22 protein-coding genes are annotated in these 18,927 nt (G+C 60.2%); 3 read left to right on the plus strand and 19 right to left on the minus strand.

The features are described from left to right. From recO to ACYVDM_RS01330, 18 genes are all read right to left on the minus strand, one after another. Entirely contained in the window at positions 1-588 is a 588-nt protein-coding gene (gene recO / locus ACYVDM_RS01245) for a DNA repair protein RecO (RefSeq protein WP_415790429.1), read from the minus strand. Then, positions 581-1,471, minus strand: a complete 891-nt coding sequence (gene era, locus ACYVDM_RS01250) for a GTPase Era (RefSeq protein ID WP_415790427.1) — start codon at positions 1,469-1,471, stop codon at positions 581-583. The genes recO and era overlap by 8 nt, the downstream gene beginning before the upstream one ends. Then, positions 1,468-2,229 carry a ribonuclease III gene (rnc, locus tag ACYVDM_RS01255; RefSeq protein WP_415790425.1) on the minus strand — a complete coding sequence of 254 codons (762 nt, stop codon included), beginning with the start codon at positions 2,227-2,229 and terminating at the stop codon, positions 1,468-1,470. Before rnc ends, era begins: the two co-directional genes overlap by 4 nt. Before the next feature lie 5 nt (positions 2,230-2,234). Next, positions 2,235-3,116 (minus strand): S26 family signal peptidase, encoded by an 882-nt coding sequence (gene lepB, locus ACYVDM_RS01260; protein WP_460475295.1) that lies wholly within the window; start codon positions 3,114-3,116, stop codon positions 2,235-2,237. A gap of 21 nt (positions 3,117-3,137) precedes the next feature. Next, the gene (gene lepA, locus ACYVDM_RS01265; protein ID WP_415790423.1) at positions 3,138-4,931 is read right to left on the minus strand and encodes a translation elongation factor 4; all 1,794 of its coding nucleotides are present in this window, start codon (positions 4,929-4,931) and stop codon (positions 3,138-3,140) included. A gap of 206 nt (positions 4,932-5,137) precedes the next feature. Next, positions 5,138-6,622, minus strand: a complete 1,485-nt coding sequence (locus ACYVDM_RS01270; RefSeq protein WP_415790421.1) for a DegQ family serine endoprotease — start codon at positions 6,620-6,622, stop codon at positions 5,138-5,140. 44 nt (positions 6,623-6,666) lie between these two features. Further along, complete coding sequence (locus ACYVDM_RS01275) at positions 6,667-7,722, minus strand: MucB/RseB C-terminal domain-containing protein (RefSeq protein WP_415790419.1); 1,056 nt, start codon at positions 7,720-7,722, stop codon at positions 6,667-6,669. Continuing rightward, entirely contained in the window at positions 7,719-8,219 is a 501-nt protein-coding gene (locus tag ACYVDM_RS01280) for a sigma-E factor negative regulatory protein (protein WP_415790417.1), read from the minus strand. The genes ACYVDM_RS01275 and ACYVDM_RS01280 overlap by 4 nt, the downstream gene beginning before the upstream one ends. Positions 8,220-8,231: 12 nt before the next feature. Then, positions 8,232-8,831 (minus strand): RNA polymerase sigma factor RpoE, encoded by a 600-nt coding sequence (gene rpoE / locus ACYVDM_RS01285; protein ID WP_415790415.1) that lies wholly within the window; start codon positions 8,829-8,831, stop codon positions 8,232-8,234. Continuing rightward, positions 8,828-9,385 (minus strand): hypothetical protein, encoded by a 558-nt coding sequence (locus ACYVDM_RS01290; RefSeq protein ID WP_415790413.1) that lies wholly within the window; start codon positions 9,383-9,385, stop codon positions 8,828-8,830. The genes rpoE and ACYVDM_RS01290 overlap by 4 nt, the downstream gene beginning before the upstream one ends. A 1-nt stretch (position 9,386) precedes the next feature. Next, on the minus strand, positions 9,387-10,616 hold the full coding sequence (gene fabF, locus ACYVDM_RS01295; RefSeq protein WP_415790411.1) for a beta-ketoacyl-ACP synthase II: 1,230 nt from the start codon (positions 10,614-10,616) through the stop codon (positions 9,387-9,389). A gap of 181 nt (positions 10,617-10,797) precedes the next feature. Then, positions 10,798-11,037, minus strand: a complete 240-nt coding sequence (gene acpP, locus ACYVDM_RS01300; RefSeq protein WP_012248678.1) for an acyl carrier protein — start codon at positions 11,035-11,037, stop codon at positions 10,798-10,800. Positions 11,038-11,164: 127 nt separating this feature from the next. After that, positions 11,165-11,920, minus strand: a complete 756-nt coding sequence (gene fabG, locus ACYVDM_RS01305) for a 3-oxoacyl-ACP reductase FabG (protein ID WP_415790408.1) — start codon at positions 11,918-11,920, stop codon at positions 11,165-11,167. 53 nt (positions 11,921-11,973) lie between these two features. Then, positions 11,974-12,903, minus strand: coding sequence for an ACP S-malonyltransferase (fabD, locus tag ACYVDM_RS01310; RefSeq protein WP_415790406.1), 930 nt, complete (start codon positions 12,901-12,903; stop codon positions 11,974-11,976). 104 nt (positions 12,904-13,007) lie between these two features. After that, positions 13,008-13,994, minus strand: a complete 987-nt coding sequence (locus tag ACYVDM_RS01315; protein WP_415790404.1) for a beta-ketoacyl-ACP synthase III — start codon at positions 13,992-13,994, stop codon at positions 13,008-13,010. Beyond that, positions 13,994-15,058 (minus strand): phosphate acyltransferase PlsX, encoded by a 1,065-nt coding sequence (plsX, locus tag ACYVDM_RS01320; protein ID WP_415790402.1) that lies wholly within the window; start codon positions 15,056-15,058, stop codon positions 13,994-13,996. The genes ACYVDM_RS01315 and plsX overlap by 1 nt, the downstream gene beginning before the upstream one ends. Positions 15,059-15,108: 50 nt before the next feature. Beyond that, positions 15,109-15,291 (minus strand): 50S ribosomal protein L32, encoded by a 183-nt coding sequence (gene rpmF, locus ACYVDM_RS01325; protein WP_094820226.1) that lies wholly within the window; start codon positions 15,289-15,291, stop codon positions 15,109-15,111. A gap of 51 nt (positions 15,292-15,342) precedes the next feature. Next, positions 15,343-15,960, minus strand: coding sequence for a YceD family protein (locus tag ACYVDM_RS01330; protein ID WP_415790399.1), 618 nt, complete (start codon positions 15,958-15,960; stop codon positions 15,343-15,345). A 179-nt stretch (positions 15,961-16,139) separates the two neighbouring features. Between ACYVDM_RS01330 and ACYVDM_RS01335 the strand changes: the two genes are divergently transcribed. Genes ACYVDM_RS01335 through ACYVDM_RS01345 form a run of 3 tightly spaced genes read left to right on the plus strand, consistent with a single transcriptional unit; the run spans position 16,140 to position 18,309 of the window. Then, on the plus strand, positions 16,140-16,766 hold the full coding sequence (locus tag ACYVDM_RS01335; RefSeq protein WP_415790397.1) for a Maf family nucleotide pyrophosphatase: 627 nt from the start codon (positions 16,140-16,142) through the stop codon (positions 16,764-16,766). Further along, positions 16,763-17,479 (plus strand): SAM-dependent methyltransferase, encoded by a 717-nt coding sequence (locus ACYVDM_RS01340; RefSeq protein ID WP_415790395.1) that lies wholly within the window; start codon positions 16,763-16,765, stop codon positions 17,477-17,479. The genes ACYVDM_RS01335 and ACYVDM_RS01340 overlap by 4 nt, the downstream gene beginning before the upstream one ends. Then, on the plus strand, positions 17,476-18,309 hold the full coding sequence (locus ACYVDM_RS01345) for an N-acetylmuramoyl-L-alanine amidase (protein ID WP_415790393.1): 834 nt from the start codon (positions 17,476-17,478) through the stop codon (positions 18,307-18,309). Before ACYVDM_RS01340 ends, ACYVDM_RS01345 begins: the two co-directional genes overlap by 4 nt. On the opposite strand, the gene msrQ is transcribed toward ACYVDM_RS01345, so the two are convergent. Further along, positions 18,284-18,922 (minus strand): protein-methionine-sulfoxide reductase heme-binding subunit MsrQ, encoded by a 639-nt coding sequence (msrQ, locus tag ACYVDM_RS01350; protein ID WP_415790391.1) that lies wholly within the window; start codon positions 18,920-18,922, stop codon positions 18,284-18,286. The genes ACYVDM_RS01345 and msrQ overlap by 26 nt on opposite strands. Positions 18,923-18,927 lie beyond the last annotated feature (5 nt).

Genomic DNA, 18,927 nt, shown 5'->3' on the forward strand with positions numbered 1-18,927 from the left:
CTATATTTTTTGCAGATCCAGCAGCACTCGCCGGGTAGCCAGCGGACGCCCCGCCAAGTTGGCGGCCAAGCGTTCGCGCAGATCGCGTCGCAGGCCGGGCTCGATCACCGGGTCGTCGAAATCAGGAGGATCCTGGTCAACGCCATAGCCGGTTTCGCGCAACAAGGTCCATTCAAACCGCCGCAACGCGCCGGCCGCACGGGTGCCGCCCGCCAATTGCTGCAAGGCGGTGTCGTAGGCATCGAACAACGCCGGGTGCGCGTCCTCGCGAGGCAGCAAGCGCAGCAACAATTCGTTCATATACCAGGCCGACATCAGCGCCGTGCCCGTCAGCGGTCGCAGCCCCGCGACCTCGGCACGCGTCAGTGTCTTGACCTCGCCAGCCCCGCTCCAGGAGAGCAAGAGGGGCTGAAAGGCGGACAGTACCGGCCGCAGCACCGAATAAGGGCGCTTGGCACCCTTGGCGACCAGGGCTACACAGCCATGTTCACGGGAAAAGCTCTGGACGATCAATGAGGTTTCGCGCCACGCGGTTGCGTGGAGCATAAAAGCGGGGCAATCCTGGACGCGGTTTGCCCGTCTACTCATAGCCCAAATCGCGTAAAGCACTTTCGCGATCAGACCAGCCCTTGCGCACCTTGATATAGACCTCCAGGTGCACCGGTTTGTCGACCAGCTTAGCGATATCCTGGCGCGCTTCGGTCGCGATGCGCTTCATGTGCTCGCCGCCGGACCCAAGCAGGATAGGACGATGGCTTTCACGTTCGACCACGACGCAGGCCGCCACACGCAACCCTTGATCGTTCTCTTCCCATTGCTCGATGACGACCGTGCAGGCGTAGGGCAACTCGTCGCCCACCAGGCGGAAGATTTTTTCGCGCAGCAACTCGGCGGCGATGAATCGCACGGGCCGGTCAGTCAAAGTGTCTTCTTCGAAGAGGGGTTCGCCCTCTGGCAGCCGCGTGGCAATCTCTTGCAATAGTTGATCCAGTTGCTGAGATTTTTGTGCACTGACAGGTACCACCGCATCGTAGGGATGCAGGGCCATGATTTTGGAGACAAAGGCGAACAAGTCGTCGCGATGCTTGATGGCGTCGATTTTGCTGACCACCAGGATCGTCCGCTTGGGATCGGGCAGCAACGGCAAGAGCTTAGCGTCACCGTCCGTCCATTTGCCGGCCTCGACCACGTGCACCACCACATCGACGTCGGCGAGCGCCTGTGTCACGACCCGGTTCATCATGCGGTTCATCGCGCCACCGTGGCGCGTCTGAAATCCGGGCGTATCTACGAAAACAAACTGTTCGTGTTCTTGTGTCAGTACGCCATGAATACGATGGCGGGTCGTCTGCGCCTTGCGCGAGACGATGGAGATTTTCGAGCCGATCAAGGTATTGGTCAGCGTGGATTTGCCGACATTGGGGCGGCCAACCACGGCCACAAAGCCGGTTCGGAAAGGGGTATCGCTCATTTGACCTCTTGGGCAACTGCCACGGGCAGTGACAATTGCGCTGTTTTGCGGGGCTTGCCCGATTTGCGCCCAGAACGCCCGGTAGGGCTGGCGACCTGGGCTGCTTCTAGTGCCAGTTTGGCGGCAGACTGCTCGGCGGCGCGCCGACTGGCGCCCGGGGCTATGACTTTAATCTCCAGCGAGGGAATCGCGCATTCGACCTCGAATTGCTGACTGTGGGCGGCGCCATGCGTGGCCACGACCGTATAGATCGGCAAGGCTAATTTGCGTCCCTGCAAAAACTCTTGTAACAGCGTTTTGGCGTCTTTTCCCAGGGTTTTGGGATCCATGGTGCTCAGCACGGGCTGATATTGTCGCGCGATGACTTTGCGCGCCACCTCAAAGCCCCCATCCAGGAAAGATGCACCAAAAATGGCTTCGACCGCGTCGGCCAAAATCGAGGGCCGGCGAAATCCGCCGCTTTTCAGTTCGCCCTCGCCCAGGCGCAGGTATTGCGATAACTCCAGGCGCTGCCCGATTTCCGCTAGCGACGCCTGCTTGACCAGATTGGCCCGCAAGCGGGACAGGTCCCCCTCATCCAGTTTGGGGAAACGCTCGAACAGCAAGGCCGCGACGACAAAGTTCAGCACGGAATCACCCAGAAACTCCAGGCGCTCATTGTGATGAGCACTATGGCTGCGATGCGTCAGCGCTTGCTCAAGCAAGGCAGCATCGCTAAAGCGATAGTCCAGGCGGGTTTCCAGCGTGGCAAGTGACATGTCAGTTAAAAGCTGCCAATGCGGCCAAGGTTGCTGAAGTTCATCCAAATGAAGAATGCCTTTCCGACCACATTCTCATCCGGGACAAATCCCCAATAACGGCTATCGGCGCTGTTATCACGGTTGTCGCCCATGGCGAAATAATGGCCTTCGGGTACTTTGCAGCGTACTCCATTACGGGCGTACTGGCAGTTACCGATGTTGGGAAACTGCCATATCGGACCGATCATCTGGTTTTTGTTTTCATCTAACAGTATCTGATGATCAATTTCGCCCAATTTTTCCTTATATTGGGAAATATAAGTCACACGGTCGGGCTCGAAATATTCTCCGTCGCGAACGTGCGGCACCAGGGTGCCGTTGATGTAGAGTTTTTTGTCCAGGTAGGCAACCTCGTCACCCGGCAGCCCGACGATACGTTTGATGTAATCCACGTCCGGATCGACGGGATAACGGAAAACGACCACATCCCCACGCTCCGGTGCGCCGACGTCGATGATTTTCTTATCGACGATGGGCAGGCGAATGCCGTAGCTGAACTTGTTCACCAGGATCAAATCGCCGGATTGCAGCGTGGGCAACATGGAGCCAGACGGAATGCGGAACGGCTCGACCACGAACGAGCGCAGCAGAAACACGAACACAATGACGGGAAAAAAACTGACGGCGTATTCGACCCACCATGGCACGCGTGTCGCGGATTCGAGGGCCGCTTGACGCATACGCGTGGCCTCTTGGGGGTCTGTCACATAGCGGGTGTCGACGGCGTCGACGGCCGCCCGGCCGCGCGCTGCACGCCGCCGCCGCAATACCGTCACGTCCAGCACCCAGACAATACCTGTTACTACCAACAGCACAAAAAGTATTAGCGCAAAATTCCAACTCATGAGGGTGTCGCCTTTTCCTTACTATTTGTCGTCGACTTGCAAGATAGCCAGGAAAGCTTCTTGGGGAATTTCCACGGCGCCTACCTGCTTCATACGTTTCTTGCCGGCTTTCTGTTTTTCGAGCAGTTTTTTCTTGCGGGAAATATCGCCGCCATAGCACTTGGCCAACACGTTCTTGCGCAAGGCCTTGACGTTTTCGCGCGCGATGACTTCGGCGCCAATGGCCGCCTGAATCGCCACGTCAAACATCTGGCGCGGAATCAGGCCCCGCATCCGTGTCACCACGTCGCGGGCTCGGTAGCGTGCATTGGCCCGGTGCACAATCAAGGCCAGCGCATCAACCCGATCGCCGTTGATCAGCAAATCAACCTTGACGACGTCAGCCGAGCGGTACTCGAGAAACTCGTAATCCATCGACGCATAGCCGCGCGAGACGGATTTCAGCTTGTCGAAGAAGTCCAGCACGATCTCTGCCAGCGGAATCTCGTAGGTCAGATGCACCTGGCGGCCGTGGTAGTTCATGTTGATCTGGACACCGCGCTTGTTGTTGCACAGCGTCATGACCGCTCCCACGTACTCTTGGGGCATGAACAGAGTCACCTTGACGATAGGCTCGCGAATATCGAGGATCTGGCCGACCTCGGGCATGCGCGCCGGGCTGTCGATGATCGCAAAGGAGCCATCGCGCTGTTCGACCTCGTACACCACCGACGGCGCGGTGGTGATGATGTCCATATCGAACTCGCGTTCCAGGCGTTCTTGCACAATTTCCATGTGCAACAAGCCCAGGAAACCGCAACGAAAACCGAAACCCAGTGCTTGCGAGACCTCGGGTTCGAACATCAGGGCGGAATCGTTGAGCTTGAGCTTTTCGAGCGAATCGCGCAGTTGATCGTATTCGGAGCTCTCGACCGGATACAGGCCTGCAAACACCTGCGGCTTGACCTCTTTGAAGCCTGGCAACGCCTTGGCAGCGGGCTTGCCGGCCAAGGTAACGGTATCGCCGACCTTGGCATCGGCCAGCTCTTTGATGCCGGCGATGATGAAACCCACCCCACCCGCCGAGAGCTCGGTACGCGGCTGTGATTTCGGCGTGAACACGCCCAGTTGCTCGCAAAAATGCGTCGCCCCCGACGCCATCAACAAGATCTTGTCTTTCGGACGCAGCTTACCGTTGACGATACGCACCAGCATGACCACGCCCACATAGTTATCGAACCAGGAGTCAATAATCAACGCCTGCAGAGGCGCGGCAGGATCGCCCTTGGGCGGTGGCACGCGAGCCACGATGCTTTCCAGGATCTCGTCGATCCCCATGCCGGTCTTGGCACTGGCCAGAACGGCGTCATCGGCGTCAATACCGATAACGTCCTCGATCTCCTGGCGTGCTGACTCGGGATCGGCCTGCGGCAGATCCATTTTGTTGAGCACGGGCAACACCTCGACGCCGAGGTCGATGGCGGTATAGCAGTTTGCGACAGTCTGCGCCTCTACACCCTGCGAGGCGTCAACCACCAACAGGGCCCCCTCGCAGGCCGACAGCGAACGGCTGACCTCGTACGAAAAGTCGACGTGGCCCGGGGTATCGATCAAGTTCAGGTTATAGACCTTGCCGTCTTGGGCGTGATATTCCAGCGCGGCGGTCTGGGCCTTGATAGTAATGCCCCGCTCGCGTTCGATGTCCATAGAATCCAACACCTGAGCCGACATTTCGCGCGCAGCCAACCCGCCGCAACGCTGGATCAGGCGGTCGGCCAAGGTCGATTTGCCGTGATCGATGTGAGCGATGATGGAAAAATTGCGAATATGCTGCATAGAGTGAATTTATTAGGGACAGAATACGCGTGAACACAATACGCGCAAAACAGGCACAAAAAGCGCCGAAATACAGGCAAAAACGGATATTTGGCCGCCTGCACACACACAAAACCCCGCGCAAAACGCCGGGCGGCCAGCCAAAAAGAGGGGGCGCCATGCGCCCCCTGCTCGCGGCAACCAGCCATTTTAGCTGGTCTTGCAGCTTATTTGGACGGTTCGACCGCCACCCACTGCGCCTGATCGCCACGACGGACCAACAAACCAGCCGCCTTGCCCTTGGGCAGCTTGCTGACCAGTGTGCCGAATTGGCTTGCATCCGTCACGTCAGTGTTGTTGACTGCCAGCACAATATCGCCCGGCTGCAGGCCGGCTGCCTGGGCAGCTCCGGTCACCGTACGAACTTGCACGCCACCTTTGATCCCCAGCTTGCGCTGCACGTCGGCAGCCACATCCACCACGCCCAACCCCAGTGCATTGTCTGCGTGTTCCGGTTCGGCTTTCGCCTTGGATTCGCTCTCGCTGGACTGGCTGGTGAGCTGGGCAACCTTGACCGACAACGTGACGGTCTTGCCTCGACGCCATACTTCCATGTCCGCACGCGAGCCCGGCTTGGTTTCACCAACGATACGGGGCAGATCAGACCAGCGCTTAATAGTTTCGCCCTTGAACGTGAGGATCACATCTCCCGCCTTGAGACCGGCGTCGTCTGCGGGACCATCGGGCTCGACATTGCTGACCAATGCACCCTCGGCCTTGGGCAAGCCGATGGCGTCCGCCACGTCCTTGCCTACCTCACCGATCTGTACACCAATGCGACCACGGGTGACTTTGCCATCCGCGCGCAACTGATCGGCCACGCGCATGGCTTCGTCAATAGGAATGGCCAGCGAGATGCCCATGAAGCCGCCGCTGCGCGAAACGATCTGCGAGTTGATGCCGACCACCTCGCCCTTGAGGTTGATCAGCGGGCCACCCGAGTTGCCCGGGTTGACGGCGACGTCGGTCTGGATGAAAGGCAGATACTCACCCGTGTCGCGGCTGATTGCGCTGACGATACCCGCGGTGGCGGTCGAGTCCAGCCCGAACGGCGACCCGATGGCCAGCACCCACTGACCTTTTTTGAGCTGCTTGGGATCGCCCACCGTCAGCGGCGTCATATCTTTGGTATCGATCTTGATCAACGCCACATCCGTGCGCTCGTCAGTCCCGATGACCTTGGCCTTGAACTCGCGCCCATCCGTCAGGGTGACATAGATGTCCGCGGCGTCGCTGACGACATGATTGTTCGTCAGAATGTAGCCGTCAGCCGAAATAAAGAAACCCGAGCCAACACCGCGCGGCACCGTACGCTCTTCGGGCGCCTGGCGGGGCGAAGGCTGGGGTTGTTGCGGCATCCCCGGCGCCTGGAAATCCGGGCCGAAGAACCAGCGGAACAATTCGTAGGGATCGGCCCCACCGCCCGGTCCGCTACGTACGGGTACGCTAGCGGTCGTGCGGATATTGACCACCGCCGGATCTGCCTTGGCGATGATGTCGCTGAAATCAGGTAACACTACCGCCGGGTTGGCCGTGGCCGTCGACGTTTGAGCTTGGGCAATAGGCCCATAAGCCCCCGTCAGCATAGCGGCCGACAATAGAACGGGAGCAAAGCGCCGGAAAAAAGGTTTCGACACTGAATGCGATTTCATAAGAGAACTCCGAAAATTCCCCAGGCCTTTTGCAGACCCTGTTGTTATTTAGAAGAAACAGGTACGTATTCGGTAGAGGTCGCCAACTGCTCAAGCGTGACGGCGGGGACTTCGCCCAGCGCGGTCAGCCAGAAATCAGCAATGCGCGTGCTATAGATGTTGATGGCGCCGCGCCGCCCTGACCCACCGGACATCGGCTGATGCTGACTATCATAGGGCTCGATGAATACCGAGATCGCCGCCAAGCCATCAGACAGTACCAACTGATTGACGTTGCTGCGCCCCATGGAACGCGCCACCTGCATTACAGCCACAAAGCCCGCGGGCGCAGGAATGCGCCATCCCTGGGCGGCCAGATCGATGGTATCGATTCGAGGCTGCACGACTTTCCAGTCACGCGTATTCCAGCGCGACTGCAACTCATTGGACTCGACCTTGTCGCCCAGGCGAATCGACGTAAACGAAACCTGCTCGACGACACCGAACTCGCTATCGATGGTCTGGGCCCGAAGCAACAAATTGGTGTCGACATCGGCGCACAGTCGATAGCCATAGCGCTGGCTATCACGCGGATTGATCGCGATAATGCGGCACTGACGGTCGGCCACGCGGTGCAACTTGTCTTGCACGCGGATCTCGTAGTACTGCGCCAACTCGGTGGGATTGCCCAGCAACAGTCCCGGGAACCGATCGCCGCGACGCGGCTCCATCAGCACGGTCTTGCGCTCGGGAATCAGGCACTGGATATCGTCGTTGTGGCGCAGGTATTCGCGCGGCTGACCATCAAGTATCTCGAGGCGCTCGCGCTCACCGGTACCATCAATGACGTGCACCAACCGCGACGACTGGATCGCCTCGCCCTGCTGATACATGAAAACGCCGGCATAGTCCTGCTTACGGGCTGCCTGCTGGATATCGTAGAGCAGTTGCACCGCGCCATCGGACGAGGATGGCTCCGCGGCCTGGGCAGTGTCGTGCATGGCGGACAGCGCGACGAGCAACATCGCGGTCAACGCCCATCCGGCGCTTTGTCCGGGCAGGCGATTCAAGCCTGCACGGGTCAGAACGGGTCGACAGAATTGTTGCAGCTGCGCAATCAACGTCCCGCTCCAGCATCAAATGAGACCTGGCGCACCGCGCCAGGACCCGTCATCTGGCGATGGGCTTCGAGGTAGTCGTGCAGCACCGGCGTTTCGTTGATCGAGGCATCCGCCAAGGTTCGGGTCTCCATAGGCTGGCTGCCACCCCCCATGATATAGGGCTGGGCGACCCATGCCACCGTCGCCACGGCAGCGGCTACCGCCAAGCCGGACAATCCCAGGCGCAATGGCGAACGTCGTCGTTGAGGCGCCACAATGGGCAACTCGGCATCCAGGGCGCGCGACAGCCGGGCATGGAACCCGGCGCTGGGGCTGACGGCCAGATCGGCATTGCGCAGGGCATCGCCTATCAAATGATAGGTATCCCAGGTTCGGCGGCCTTGCTCAGTGGAAAGGTCGGGAAAATCGGCATCGGACGACTCACCGTCCATCCAGGCCGACACAGACTCCTCGAAAGAGATGTCGGTTTCTACCACTGTTTTAGCTGATGACTGCATGACTGCCGCTCCTTACCAACGACGCTCGGCATCGGTGTCCAGCAATGGACGCAACCGGGTGGCGATAGCTTCGCGCGCACGAAATATGCGCGAACGTACCGTACCAATCGGGCAGTCCATGCTTTGGGCGATGTCTTCGTAACTCATACCTTCGATTTCACGGAGCACGATAGCGGTCCGAAGCTCTTCGGGCAAACCTTCGATCACGGCGTTGACCGTTTCGGCGATTTCCCGACTGGCGAGCATGGATTCTGGCGTGCTGATATCAGTTAGGTTGTCTGTTTCGTTAAAAGTTTCACCATCTTCTGTTTCAATGGCATTTGGTGCGCTGGGACGGCGTGCTGCCGAGGCCAGCCAATTACGGGCGGTATTGACCGCGATGCGGTAAAGCCACGTGTAAAAGGCACTTTCGCCACGAAACTGGGGGAGCGCCCGATAGGCCTTGATGAAGGCTTCCTGGGCAACGTCCTCGATCTCGGAGGGGTCACGGATCATGCGCCCCAGCAGGCGCAGAATTTTGCGCTGGTACTTGAGCACCAGCAGGTCAAAGGCCTTTTTGTCGCCTCGCTGTACGCGGGCGACTAATTCGGCGTCGATATCGCGTTCGCTCATGACGCCCCCCCGTGCTCCGGTGCATTCAGACGTTGCGCCGCCCCTGCCAGCAGGCAAAGCCGGCGCCAGCAGTCCGTAGACATGCCGGTCTGCCAAATGGAAATTTTGTAACTGGCAAGCGGTACCTCACCGGCCGCGCGATCCGCCTGCAGGCGCAATTCCAGCCAGCACGGCCCTCGCCGGCTATCGTGCAGCGTCACCGGGCGCCAATAGCCACCCTGGCGGACCTGCCACTGCCGACTGCCTGCGCTGGCTCGAAGGGCGCGCACAGGCAGCGCGCGATGCCCGGCGCCACGCAAAGCCTGATGCTTACGCCGCGACCGTCGCACTGCGATCGCCCCAGCTCCGGCTACGATAGCCAACCCTGACGGCCAGGCCATCCGACCCGCCGCAGTAGCGAAATCAGAGGATGAGGCCCTGACCTGCCACCACACGGCTGTCGCCGTGCAGAGCGCCGCGCTGGCCATGGCCGTACGGCTGAGCAGGGTCAGGTGACGCGGACGGCGCACGGGCACGCAGAGCGTCCGCAGGCCGGTGTCCCGAGGGAAGGCCAAATTAGATCCGGCGAACGGCCATGGAGCCGTTCGTGCCACCAAAACCAAACGAATTGGATAGCGCCACGTCGATCTTCATATCGCGCGCCTGGTTGGCGCAATAGTCCAGATCACATTCGGGATCCTGGTTGAAGATGTTAATCGTGGGTGGCGATTTTTGGTTGTACACCGCCAACGTCGTGAACACGGCTTCGATGCCGCCGGCCGCACCCAGCAGGTGACCTGTCATGGACTTGGTCGAGTTAACGACCAGCTTCCTGGCATGGTCACCGAACGCCAGCTTGAGCGCCTCGGTTTCGTTCTTGTCACCCAATGGGGTCGATGTGCCGTGCGCATTGACGTAATCGATCTCGTCGAGATTGATACCGCCGTTGCGCAATGCGTTGATGACCCCGCGACGCGGACCGTCTTTGTCGGGCGCGGTAATGTGATGCGCGTCCGAGCTCATTCCGTAGCCGGCAAACTCGCCATAGATACGGGCGCCGCGTTTCTTGGCATGCTCGTACTCTTCGAGCACCAGCACGCCGGCGCCCTCGCCCAGCACGAAACCGTCACGATCGATATCCCAGGGACGCGATGCTGTGGCAGGGTCATCGTTGCGCGTGGACAAGGCACGCATGGCAGCAAAACCCCCGATACCCAACGGCGACACGGTGGCCTCCGCGCCCCCTGCCAACATGACGTCGGCATCACCGTATTCGATCAGACGGGCCGCATCGCCGATGGAATGCAGGCCGGTCGTGCATGCCGACACCACCGCATAGCTGGGCCCCTTCATGCCGAATCGAATCGTCAACTGACCCGAGATCAGGTTGATCAGCGAAGCCGGCACAAAAAAGGGTGAAATCCGCCGCGGGCCCTTGGCCAGCAGTTCGGTTTGGGTTTCTTCGATGCGGGGCAAGCCACCGATACCCGAACCTACAATCACGCCGATGCGATCGGCATTGGCCTCTGTCACGTCCAGCCCGCAGTCTTGCCAGGCCTGAATGCCTGCGGCCACGCCGTAATGAATGAAAGTATCCATTTGACGGGCTTCTTTGGCAGGCATGTACTGCGTGACGTCGAAATCTTTGACCTCACCGGCAATATGCGTGGTGATGGCTGACGGATCGAAACGGGTGATGCGGCTGATGCCGGAACGTCCGTTGACGATATTGTCCCAGGCGCTGGAGATGTCGTTGCCCACGGGCGATACGATGCCCAGGCCAGTAATGACGACTCGTCGCTTCACGGAGGACTCCTAAAACAGACAAAAGAAAGGCGGCTTTCGGACGCGCCATGCGAACGGCTCGCTCACCGGTATATCACTATGATATCCGGCAGACGAACCGCACGACACTCCTGAAACCGCCCCGGTCCCCGGGCCCACTCCCGCACGCGGGAGGAAGGCACGGAACAAATACAGGCTGCGCTTACTGCTTACCGTGCGAGTTGATGTAATCAACCGCTTGTTGCACGGTGGTGATCTTTTCGGCCTCTTCGTCGGGAATCTCGGTCTCGAATTCGTCCTCGAGTGCCATGACCAGTTCAACCATGTCGAGCGAATCGGCACCGAGGTCGTCAAGGAAGGAGGACTCGTTCTTGATCTCGGCTTCGTTAACGCCAAGTTGTTCAGCGACGATCTTCTTGACGCGCTGTTCGATGCTTTCCATGCAGATCTCCAATTGGGAAAAATCCCGCGAATTATAGCCAAGCGCGGAGGAAAGCCAACGCCTGACCGTGACAAAAGTGACTGTACGCCTTTCAGCGCACCCCGACCGACCCCTTTTGGGACCGACCTTATTGCATATACATGCCGCCGTTCACGTGCAGCGTAGTCCCGGTAATGTAACCTGCTTGAGGGCCAGATAAAAAGGCCACCGCGTTTGCGATGTCTGCCGGCGCTCCCAAACGGCCCAGCGGAATTTGCTGCAGCAGTGCTGTGGTTTGATTCTCGCCCAAGGCACGGGTCATGTCAGTATCGATGAAACCCGGGGCCACGCAATTAACGGTGATATTACGGCTACCGAGTTCGCGAGCCAGTGCACGCGACATCCCGGCCACACCCGCCTTGGCGGCTGCGTAGTTGGCTTGCCCAGCGTTGCCACTGGCGCCCACGACCGATGTCACATTGATGATACGGCCCCAGCGGGCCTTCATCATGCTACGCAACACCGCGCGGGAAAGCCGGAATACCGACGCCAGGTTGGTATCAATCACGGCCGACCAGTCCTCGTCTTTCATGCGCATGGCCAAATTATCACGCGTAATGCCTGCGTTGTTGACCAAAATGTGCGGGCCGCCCTCGGGCGCCTTGCTCAGGGTATCAATCAGTGCGTCACAGGCCTGTGCGTCCGTGACGTCCAGCACCACGCCGCGTCCGCCTGACGGGGCCAGCGCTTCGCTGATGGCCTGTGCGCCGGATTCGCTGGTGGCCGTGCCAACGACCACCGCGCCGCGCTGCGCAAGCTCTAACGCAATGGCCTTGCCGATGCCGCGCGTCGCGCCGGTCACCAGGGCCACTTTACCTTGCAATTCTGCCAATTGAGTTTCCATATCCATTTCCGTTATGGCGGTCTTTTAGGTGGGTGCCGAAACCGGCCTCAAACCTACCCCAAGGTCGCCATCGCCGCCTCGAGCGAAGCCGGATCGGTGATCGAAAGCCCGATCAACTCGCCATCAATGCGCTTGGTCAAGCCTGTCAGTACCTTGCCGGGACCACATTCAACCACATGCGTCACGCCCTGGGCTTTCATGGCGCGCAACGTTTCGACCCAGCGCACAGGATGCCATGCCTGACGCACCAATGCATCCCGGATGGCTTGAGGCTCGGCGGGCGAGGCCACGTCGACATTATTGACGACGGGGACTTGCGGAGCCGCGATAGCTACCTGGGACAGTGCCCCTGCCAGCACCTCGGCGGCAGGACGCAGCAAGCTGGAATGAAAGGGAGCCGACACGGGCAACGGCAAAGCACGCTTGGCGCCCGCAGCCTTGGCCGCCTCGCAAGCACGCTCGACCGCCGCCTTATGGCCCGCAATGACGACTTGCGAGGGCGCATTGTAATTGACCGCTTCGACGATTTCGCCTTGAGCGGCCTGTGCACACGCGTCACGTACGGCGTCGTCGTCCAGCCCCAGGATGGCCGCCATCCCGCCGGTACCCACCGGCACGGCTGCCTGCATGGCGTCGGCGCGCACACGCACCAGACGTACGGCGTCTTCGAGGGTCAGTGCACCCGCCGCCGTCAAGGCCGCGTATTCGCCCAAGCTGTGACCGGCCATTATGGCGGGCAACGGCCCGCCCGCGGCGCGCCACGCGGCGAACACAGCCACGCCTGCCGTCAGCATGGCTGGCTGGGTATTGGTGGTGAGGTTGAGTTGATCGGCCGGTCCGTACGCGATCAACGCGCTCAGGTCTTGGCCCAGCGCCTGATCCGCACGTGCCAAGGCGTCGGCCACGGCGGCATTGCCGGCCCAGGCATCGAGCATGCCAACAGACTGGGACCCTTGGCCAGGGAAGACAAACGCGATTTTCATGATAAATGCATCAACTGATTTCAGAATTGGGAGGATACCCGACATCGAGCTATCGCAAACCCTGTCGCCGAGCACGGCATAAACAGGGCACAAAGAGTGCGGCGCTACATCCGGGCCAGTACCGAACCCCAGGTAAAACCGCCGCCCACGCCTTGCATCAACACCAGTTGACCAGCCTTGATCCGACCGTCACGACGGGCGACGTCCAGCGCCAACGGTACGCTGGCTGCGGAGGTATTTGCATGCGAATCGACGGTAATCACGACCTTTTCAGTCGGGACGTGCAATTTGCGTGCCAGGAAATTCAAAATACGGACATTGGCCTGATGAGGGACCAGCCAATCGACGTCCGATACCTCGATGCCTGCTTCGGCGCACACATCTCGAGCGGAACGATCCAGCACCGTGACGGCCTGCTTGAACACCGCCTGGCCATCCATGCGCAAGAACGGGTCACCTACGACACTGCCATAAGCCACATTGCCGGCCGCACACAAAATATTGGTCTGCGAGCCATCGGCATGCAACTGCGCCGCCAGGATGCCTGGCTGGTCAGAAGCCTTGAGGACGACGGCGCCCGCTCCATCACCGAACAGGACACATGTGCCGCGATCACTCCAGTCGAGAATCCTGGAGAAAACCTCGGCGCCGATGACCAGCGCGCACCGCGCACGCCCTGCCCGTACAAAGGCGTCGGCCGTACTGAGCGCATAAACGAAGCCGCTACAGACCGCCTGCACATCAAAGGCAGCGCCGCCCTTGGCGCCCAGCTTGGCCTGGACCAGGCAAGCGGTGCTCGGGAACACAAAATCGGGAGTCGAGGTCGCAACGATGATGAGATCAACATCAGCGGCCTGCACGCCGGCATCAGCCAATGCGCGTTTGGCAGCCTCGGTCGCCAACTCACTGGTCGTCGCGCCGCGCTCGGCCAAATGGCGCTGGCGTATGCCTGTACGCTCGACGATCCATTCGTCGGACGTGGAAATATTGCGCGTTGCCAGTTCGGCAGCCAACTCATCGTTGGACACGATACGTTCTGGCAAAAAACTACCCGAGCCAACGATCATGGCATATGTCATTGCGTTACCCATCAAACCGTATTCCCCGATACTTCGGGTGCGCTGGAAGCCGCCTCACCCATCTGGACACGCTGATTGATCAGCGCCACGATCTCGGCAGTGCGTTCCTGGAGTTTACTGATCACAGCCTCGCGTGCGCGTTGCAAAGCGAATCCGTACCCGTAGACATCCGCAGAACCGTGGCTTTTGATCACCACGCCGCGCAATCCCAACAGGGCAGCGCCGTTGTAGCGACGGTTATCGACACGATTACGCAGACGATTCAGGACGGGCTTGGCGATAGCGCCAACCAACAGCGTGACCAGGTTACGCTTGAATTCCTGGCGGATCACGCTGGACAGCATTTTAGCCAGGCCTTCGACGGATTTGAGCACGACATTGCCAACGAAACCGTCGCAGACGACAACGTCGACGGTGCCCTTGAAAATATCGTTGCCTTCGACGTTGCCATAGAAGTTCAGGGGGCTGCTACGCAGCAGCTCCGCGGCCTCTTTGACGACCTCGTTGCCCTTGATGACCTCTTCGCCGATGTTCAGCAGACCCACCGACGGGTTATCGCGGTGGTCGACCGCCTGGGTCAACGCCACGCCCATGATGGCAAACTGAAGCAAATGCTGGGCCGTGCAATCCACGTTGGCGCCAAGATCAAGGACTGTCGTCGCCCTGCCTGTCTGATTGGGAATAGACGTGGCGATAGCTGGACGATCGATGCCATCCAGCGTTTTGAGGACGTAGCGCGAAATCGCCATCCAGGCGCCGGTATTACCCGCTGAAACGCAGGCATCAGCGCGGCCATCTTTGACGGCCTGGGCCGCCAAGCGCATGGACGAGTCTTTCTTGCGACGCAGGGCGACCTCTACGGGGTCGTCCATAGCGACAACCTCGGTAGCAGGGACGATCTCCAGGCGATCAAGCGGGACGTTGCGGTGCTCGGCCAACGCCGCCTCGATAGCGTCAGGCAGCCCGACCAGCAACAACTGGGAATCGGGAAACTGCCGGGCGAACTCGATCGCGGCCGGAATCGTGACGGGCAGACCGAAGTCGCCGCCCATGCAGTCAATAGCGATGCGTATCACAGGTGCAGTTCAGCGGCTGCCTTGAGTGCAAAGTGTGCGTCCGCAGCGACTTATTCGTCGGCCTTGGTCTTGAGAACCTTGCGGCCACGATAAAAGCCGTTGGGGCTGATGTGGTGACGCAAATGGTTTTCGCCAGTGGTGGGCTCGATCGCGGTCGGCGGGTTGACCAGAAAATCGTGCGAGCGGTGCATACCGCGCTTGGAGGGGGACTTCTTGTTTTGTTGAACAGCCATGATGACTCCTAGAGACGGGCCGCATTGTACGCGATGCGACCCGAAGTTGATCTAATCTTTACGCTTTAGTTGTTCGAGCACCGCGAACGGCGACGGACGCTTGGTGGCCAACGCGTGTTGCGCGTCGCCGTCCTCGGCCTGCGCGCCCGGGCATACTGGATGCTTGGGCACAAATGGAATGCTTAAAATAAGCTCGTCTTCGACCTGGGCCAACAGGTCAAAACGATGCGAACCTACGACCTTTTCGGGCAGTAAATCCGCGTCTTCCGGGTCTTGCGTGTCAAAGGACAGATCGTCGTCGAGCTCGTCTTCCGACTTGACCAACTGCAATACTGCCCGGGAATCTACTGCAAAAGCAAACGGGATATTGCAACGCTGACAGATCACAACAGGATGAGCCTGCACATGCAGATGCAAGAGCGGCTGTCCCGACGCGATGGCAGTCCTGGCTACGCCCTTGCCGGTTTCGCCCTGGACCGACCACCTGACCAGCCCGGCCTCGCCCGCGGGCTGTTCGGGCAAGCCCTCGACAACCCGGGACAACCGTACCAGCGGCACCGTGCCCTGAGCCACACCACCCTGCCTGGCGAGCGCAAACGCATCGACCACGGTATCCGCCGACACGGACCTGCGCGACGCCGCCGCCCCTGCCCGTTCTTTGTTGCTCATGCGAACTCCGTACTCTGGTTTGAACTATGCCGACCGAGTGGGCGTGAACCCGGGCGTGAACCCGGGCGTGAACCCCGGTTTAAAACCCCGGGCATAAACCCGACGTAACCCCGTGCCGTGCAAAAATCCCGCAAAACGTTAGATAATACTGTGACTTACGCCCAACCGTCAAACAACGCATGCCCAAATTACCCCCTCGCCTGATCCTGGCCTCGAGCTCCCCCTATCGCCGGGAATTACTGTCGCGACTGCGACTGCCATTTGAGGCGATTTCTCCGGACGTCGACGAAACGCCCCGCCCAGGAGAATCCCCCGCCGAATTGGCCCTGCGCCTGTCTGTCGACAAGGCTATGGCGGTGGCCGCCAATCACGCCGGCTCTATCGTAATTGGTTCTGACCAGGTTGCCACTATCGATGGGAGCCCCATCGGCAAGCCGGGCGACTTTGACCGTGCCCGGGCCCAACTACGAGCCCTCGCGGGCCACACGGTGGAATTCCACAGCGCTCTGGCCGTGACCGACGGCCAGCGTGTCGAAAAAACCGGCGTGATCACGCTCTGCCGCTTTCGCCCGCTTCCCGATGCGATGATCGATGCCTATTTGCGGGCCGAGGAGCCCTACGACACGGCCGGCAGCGCCAAAGCGGAAAGCCTGGGCATCGCGCTGATGGAATCCATCCGCAGCGACGACCCCACGGCCATTATCGGCCTGCCCCTGATCGCGTTGACGCGTATGCTGATGACGTTTGGCCTGGATCCGCTCACCCACGCGGCCAGCCTCCACGCCACCAAGGACACCTCACAATGAGCGGCACCCTGCACCTCATTCCCGTCAGTCTGGGACCTTCCGCCCCCGAGCGCTGGCTGCCCGCGGATGCCCGCGCCCTGGCCGGTACGCTGGATACTTACGTCGCTGAAAACGCCAAGACGGCGCGTGCCTTTCTGAAGCAAATCGGCACAGTCCGCCCGCTGCAAGAGATCACCATCCATACACTAGGGCCCAAGACGGATGTCGGCCAGATCGAGCAATGGCTCAGGCCTATGCGCGACGGACAAGACATTGGCCTGGTTTCCGAGGCCGGGTGCCCGGCGGTGGCCGACCCCGGCGCAACTGTCGTCGCCGTCGCCCATCGGCTGGATATCCCTGTGCGGCCCTGGGTGGGTCCATCATCTATTTTGCTGGGCCTGATGGCGAGCGGCCTGGACGGACAGCGCTTTGCCTTTCATGGTTACGCCCCGGTAGACCCGGCCGAGCGCGCCAAACAATTACGAGCCTGGGAGCAACACTCCGCCCGTCACCACCAGACCCAGCTCTTGATCGAAACGCCCTACCGGAATGCGGCCATGTTTGCTACCCTGCTCTCGGCCCTGCGTGGCGACACGCGACTGTGTGTCGCCCGGTCGCTGACCACCGACCAAGAGTGGGTACGGACCTACAGCATCAGCGACTGGAAAAAAGCACCCGCCCCCGACCTGGACAAGCAGCCCACGCTGTTCCTGTATCTCGCTCAACGCGCATGATTCGATACCTATCCTCCCGGCTATTTGCACGACTGGCCACTCTCGCGGGCCTCGCGCTCACGCTGGGAGGATGTACCGGCACCCAGGCGCCGTCGCCCACAACGCTGCATATCGATGACTCCATCACCGCCGTCAGCCACGACAGCCGGGTACGTTATATCGTGCTGCACTACACCAAGACCGCGGCCCAGGATTCACTCAAGCTGCTGTCACAAGGCCAGGTCAGCACCCACTACCTGATCACCAACGACACGCCTGCTAAGATCTATCGCCTCGTCGACGAAACGCGCAGCGCCTGGCATGCAGGACAAAGCCGCTGGCATCAGCAAGTCTCGCTAAACCCCGTCTCGATCGGTATCGAATTGGTCAACAGCGGCCGCAAAGACCTGCCGGGCGGCAAAACAAGCTGGGAGCCCTACGCTGCCCCTCAGATTCAGACGCTGATATTGTTGCTGCAAGACTTGATCGCGCGACACGGTGTGCGGCCTGAGAATATCGTGGGGCACAGTGATATCGCGCCTCAGCGCAAGACCGATCCCGGACCACTCTTTCCCTGGAAACAACTGGCGCAGGCCGGCATCGGGCGCTGGTATGACGAGACGCTGGTTGCCTCAAACTGGGTCACACTCCAACAAGAGGGCACCCCCGACGTGGCCTGGTTCCAGCAGCAATTGGCGCGTCTGGGCTATGCGGTGCCGCAACACGGCCGACTGGATCGCGACACACAAAATGTGATCGCCGCGTTTCAGATGCACTACAGACCCGCCCGCTACGACGGGCGGCCAGACGCAGAAACCGCCGCCATCATGATGGCGTTGCCGGGGGCCTGAGTGATGGTGTTGCTGGGCGCCTGAGCCGCCACACAAGCCGCCAGCCCAACAACGCCGCCAGAATGGCTCCATAGATCAGCGGCTGCTCGAAATCATTCTTGCCCGCTTTGTGCCACCACAAATGCACGATGGCCAGGATTCCAATCAGATACACCAAGCGATGCAAGGTTTGCCAATGGCGCCCCATCTTGCGCATTGCCCACTTCGTCGACGTCACCGCCAACGCGGTCATACACACAAAAGCGGCAAAACCGACGGTAATAAAAGGCCGCTCCCCGATGTCCTGCACCATGGAGGCCAGATCCAGGCCGCGATCCCACCAGAACCAGGCGGTGAAATGCAAAGCCCCGTAAAAAAACGCGAACAGCCCGCACGGGCGACGCAAGCGCACCAATGCGGGCTGCTTCAATAACCGCCGTACGGGCGTAATCGACAGCGTTACCAGCAAACACACCAATGCCCACGTACCCGACGATCGCGTCAAGAACTCCAGTGGATTGGCCGTCAGACCATCGTTAAACCCCAACCAGAACCAACGCGCAAACGGCAATAAACCCGCAATGAACAATATTGGTTTGAATCGCCCTACCGCCACCGCCGACCATTGCGACATACGTG

It is taken from the genome of Bordetella tumulicola, assembly GCF_054779135.1.

Excerpts from the sequence above, each read along its gene's own strand:
- recO (WP_415790429.1), bottom strand. The coding sequence starts at position 588 with ATGAGTAGACGGGCAAACCGCGTCCAGGATTGCCCCGCTTTTATGCTC.
- era (WP_415790427.1), bottom strand. The coding sequence starts at position 1,471 with ATGAGCGATACCCCTTTCCGAACCGGCTTTGTGGCCGTGGTTGGCCGC.
- rnc (WP_415790425.1), bottom strand. The coding sequence starts at position 2,229 with ATGTCACTTGCCACGCTGGAAACCCGCCTGGACTATCGCTTTAGCGAT.
- lepB (WP_460475295.1), bottom strand. The coding sequence starts at position 3,116 with ATGAGTTGGAATTTTGCGCTAATACTTTTTGTGCTGTTGGTAGTAACA.
- lepA (WP_415790423.1), bottom strand. The coding sequence starts at position 4,931 with ATGCAGCATATTCGCAATTTTTCCATCATCGCTCACATCGATCACGGC.
- ACYVDM_RS01270 (WP_415790421.1), bottom strand. The coding sequence starts at position 6,622 with ATGAAATCGCATTCAGTGTCGAAACCTTTTTTCCGGCGCTTTGCTCCC.
- ACYVDM_RS01280 (WP_415790417.1), bottom strand. The coding sequence starts at position 8,219 with ATGCAGTCATCAGCTAAAACAGTGGTAGAAACCGACATCTCTTTCGAG.
- rpoE (WP_415790415.1), bottom strand. The coding sequence starts at position 8,831 with ATGAGCGAACGCGATATCGACGCCGAATTAGTCGCCCGCGTACAGCGA.
- acpP (WP_012248678.1), bottom strand. The coding sequence starts at position 11,037 with ATGGAAAGCATCGAACAGCGCGTCAAGAAGATCGTCGCTGAACAACTT.
- fabG (WP_415790408.1), bottom strand. The coding sequence starts at position 11,920 with ATGGAAACTCAATTGGCAGAATTGCAAGGTAAAGTGGCCCTGGTGACC.
- fabD (WP_415790406.1), bottom strand. The coding sequence starts at position 12,903 with ATGAAAATCGCGTTTGTCTTCCCTGGCCAAGGGTCCCAGTCTGTTGGC.
- ACYVDM_RS01315 (WP_415790404.1), bottom strand. The coding sequence starts at position 13,994 with ATGGGTAACGCAATGACATATGCCATGATCGTTGGCTCGGGTAGTTTT.
- rpmF (WP_094820226.1), bottom strand. The coding sequence starts at position 15,291 with ATGGCTGTTCAACAAAACAAGAAGTCCCCCTCCAAGCGCGGTATGCAC.
- ACYVDM_RS01330 (WP_415790399.1), bottom strand. The coding sequence starts at position 15,960 with ATGAGCAACAAAGAACGGGCAGGGGCGGCGGCGTCGCGCAGGTCCGTG.
- ACYVDM_RS01335 (WP_415790397.1), top strand. The coding sequence starts at position 16,140 with ATGCCCAAATTACCCCCTCGCCTGATCCTGGCCTCGAGCTCCCCCTAT.
- ACYVDM_RS01340 (WP_415790395.1), top strand. The coding sequence starts at position 16,763 with ATGAGCGGCACCCTGCACCTCATTCCCGTCAGTCTGGGACCTTCCGCC.
- ACYVDM_RS01345 (WP_415790393.1), top strand. The coding sequence starts at position 17,476 with ATGATTCGATACCTATCCTCCCGGCTATTTGCACGACTGGCCACTCTC.
- msrQ (WP_415790391.1), bottom strand. The coding sequence starts at position 18,922 with ATGTCGCAATGGTCGGCGGTGGCGGTAGGGCGATTCAAACCAATATTG.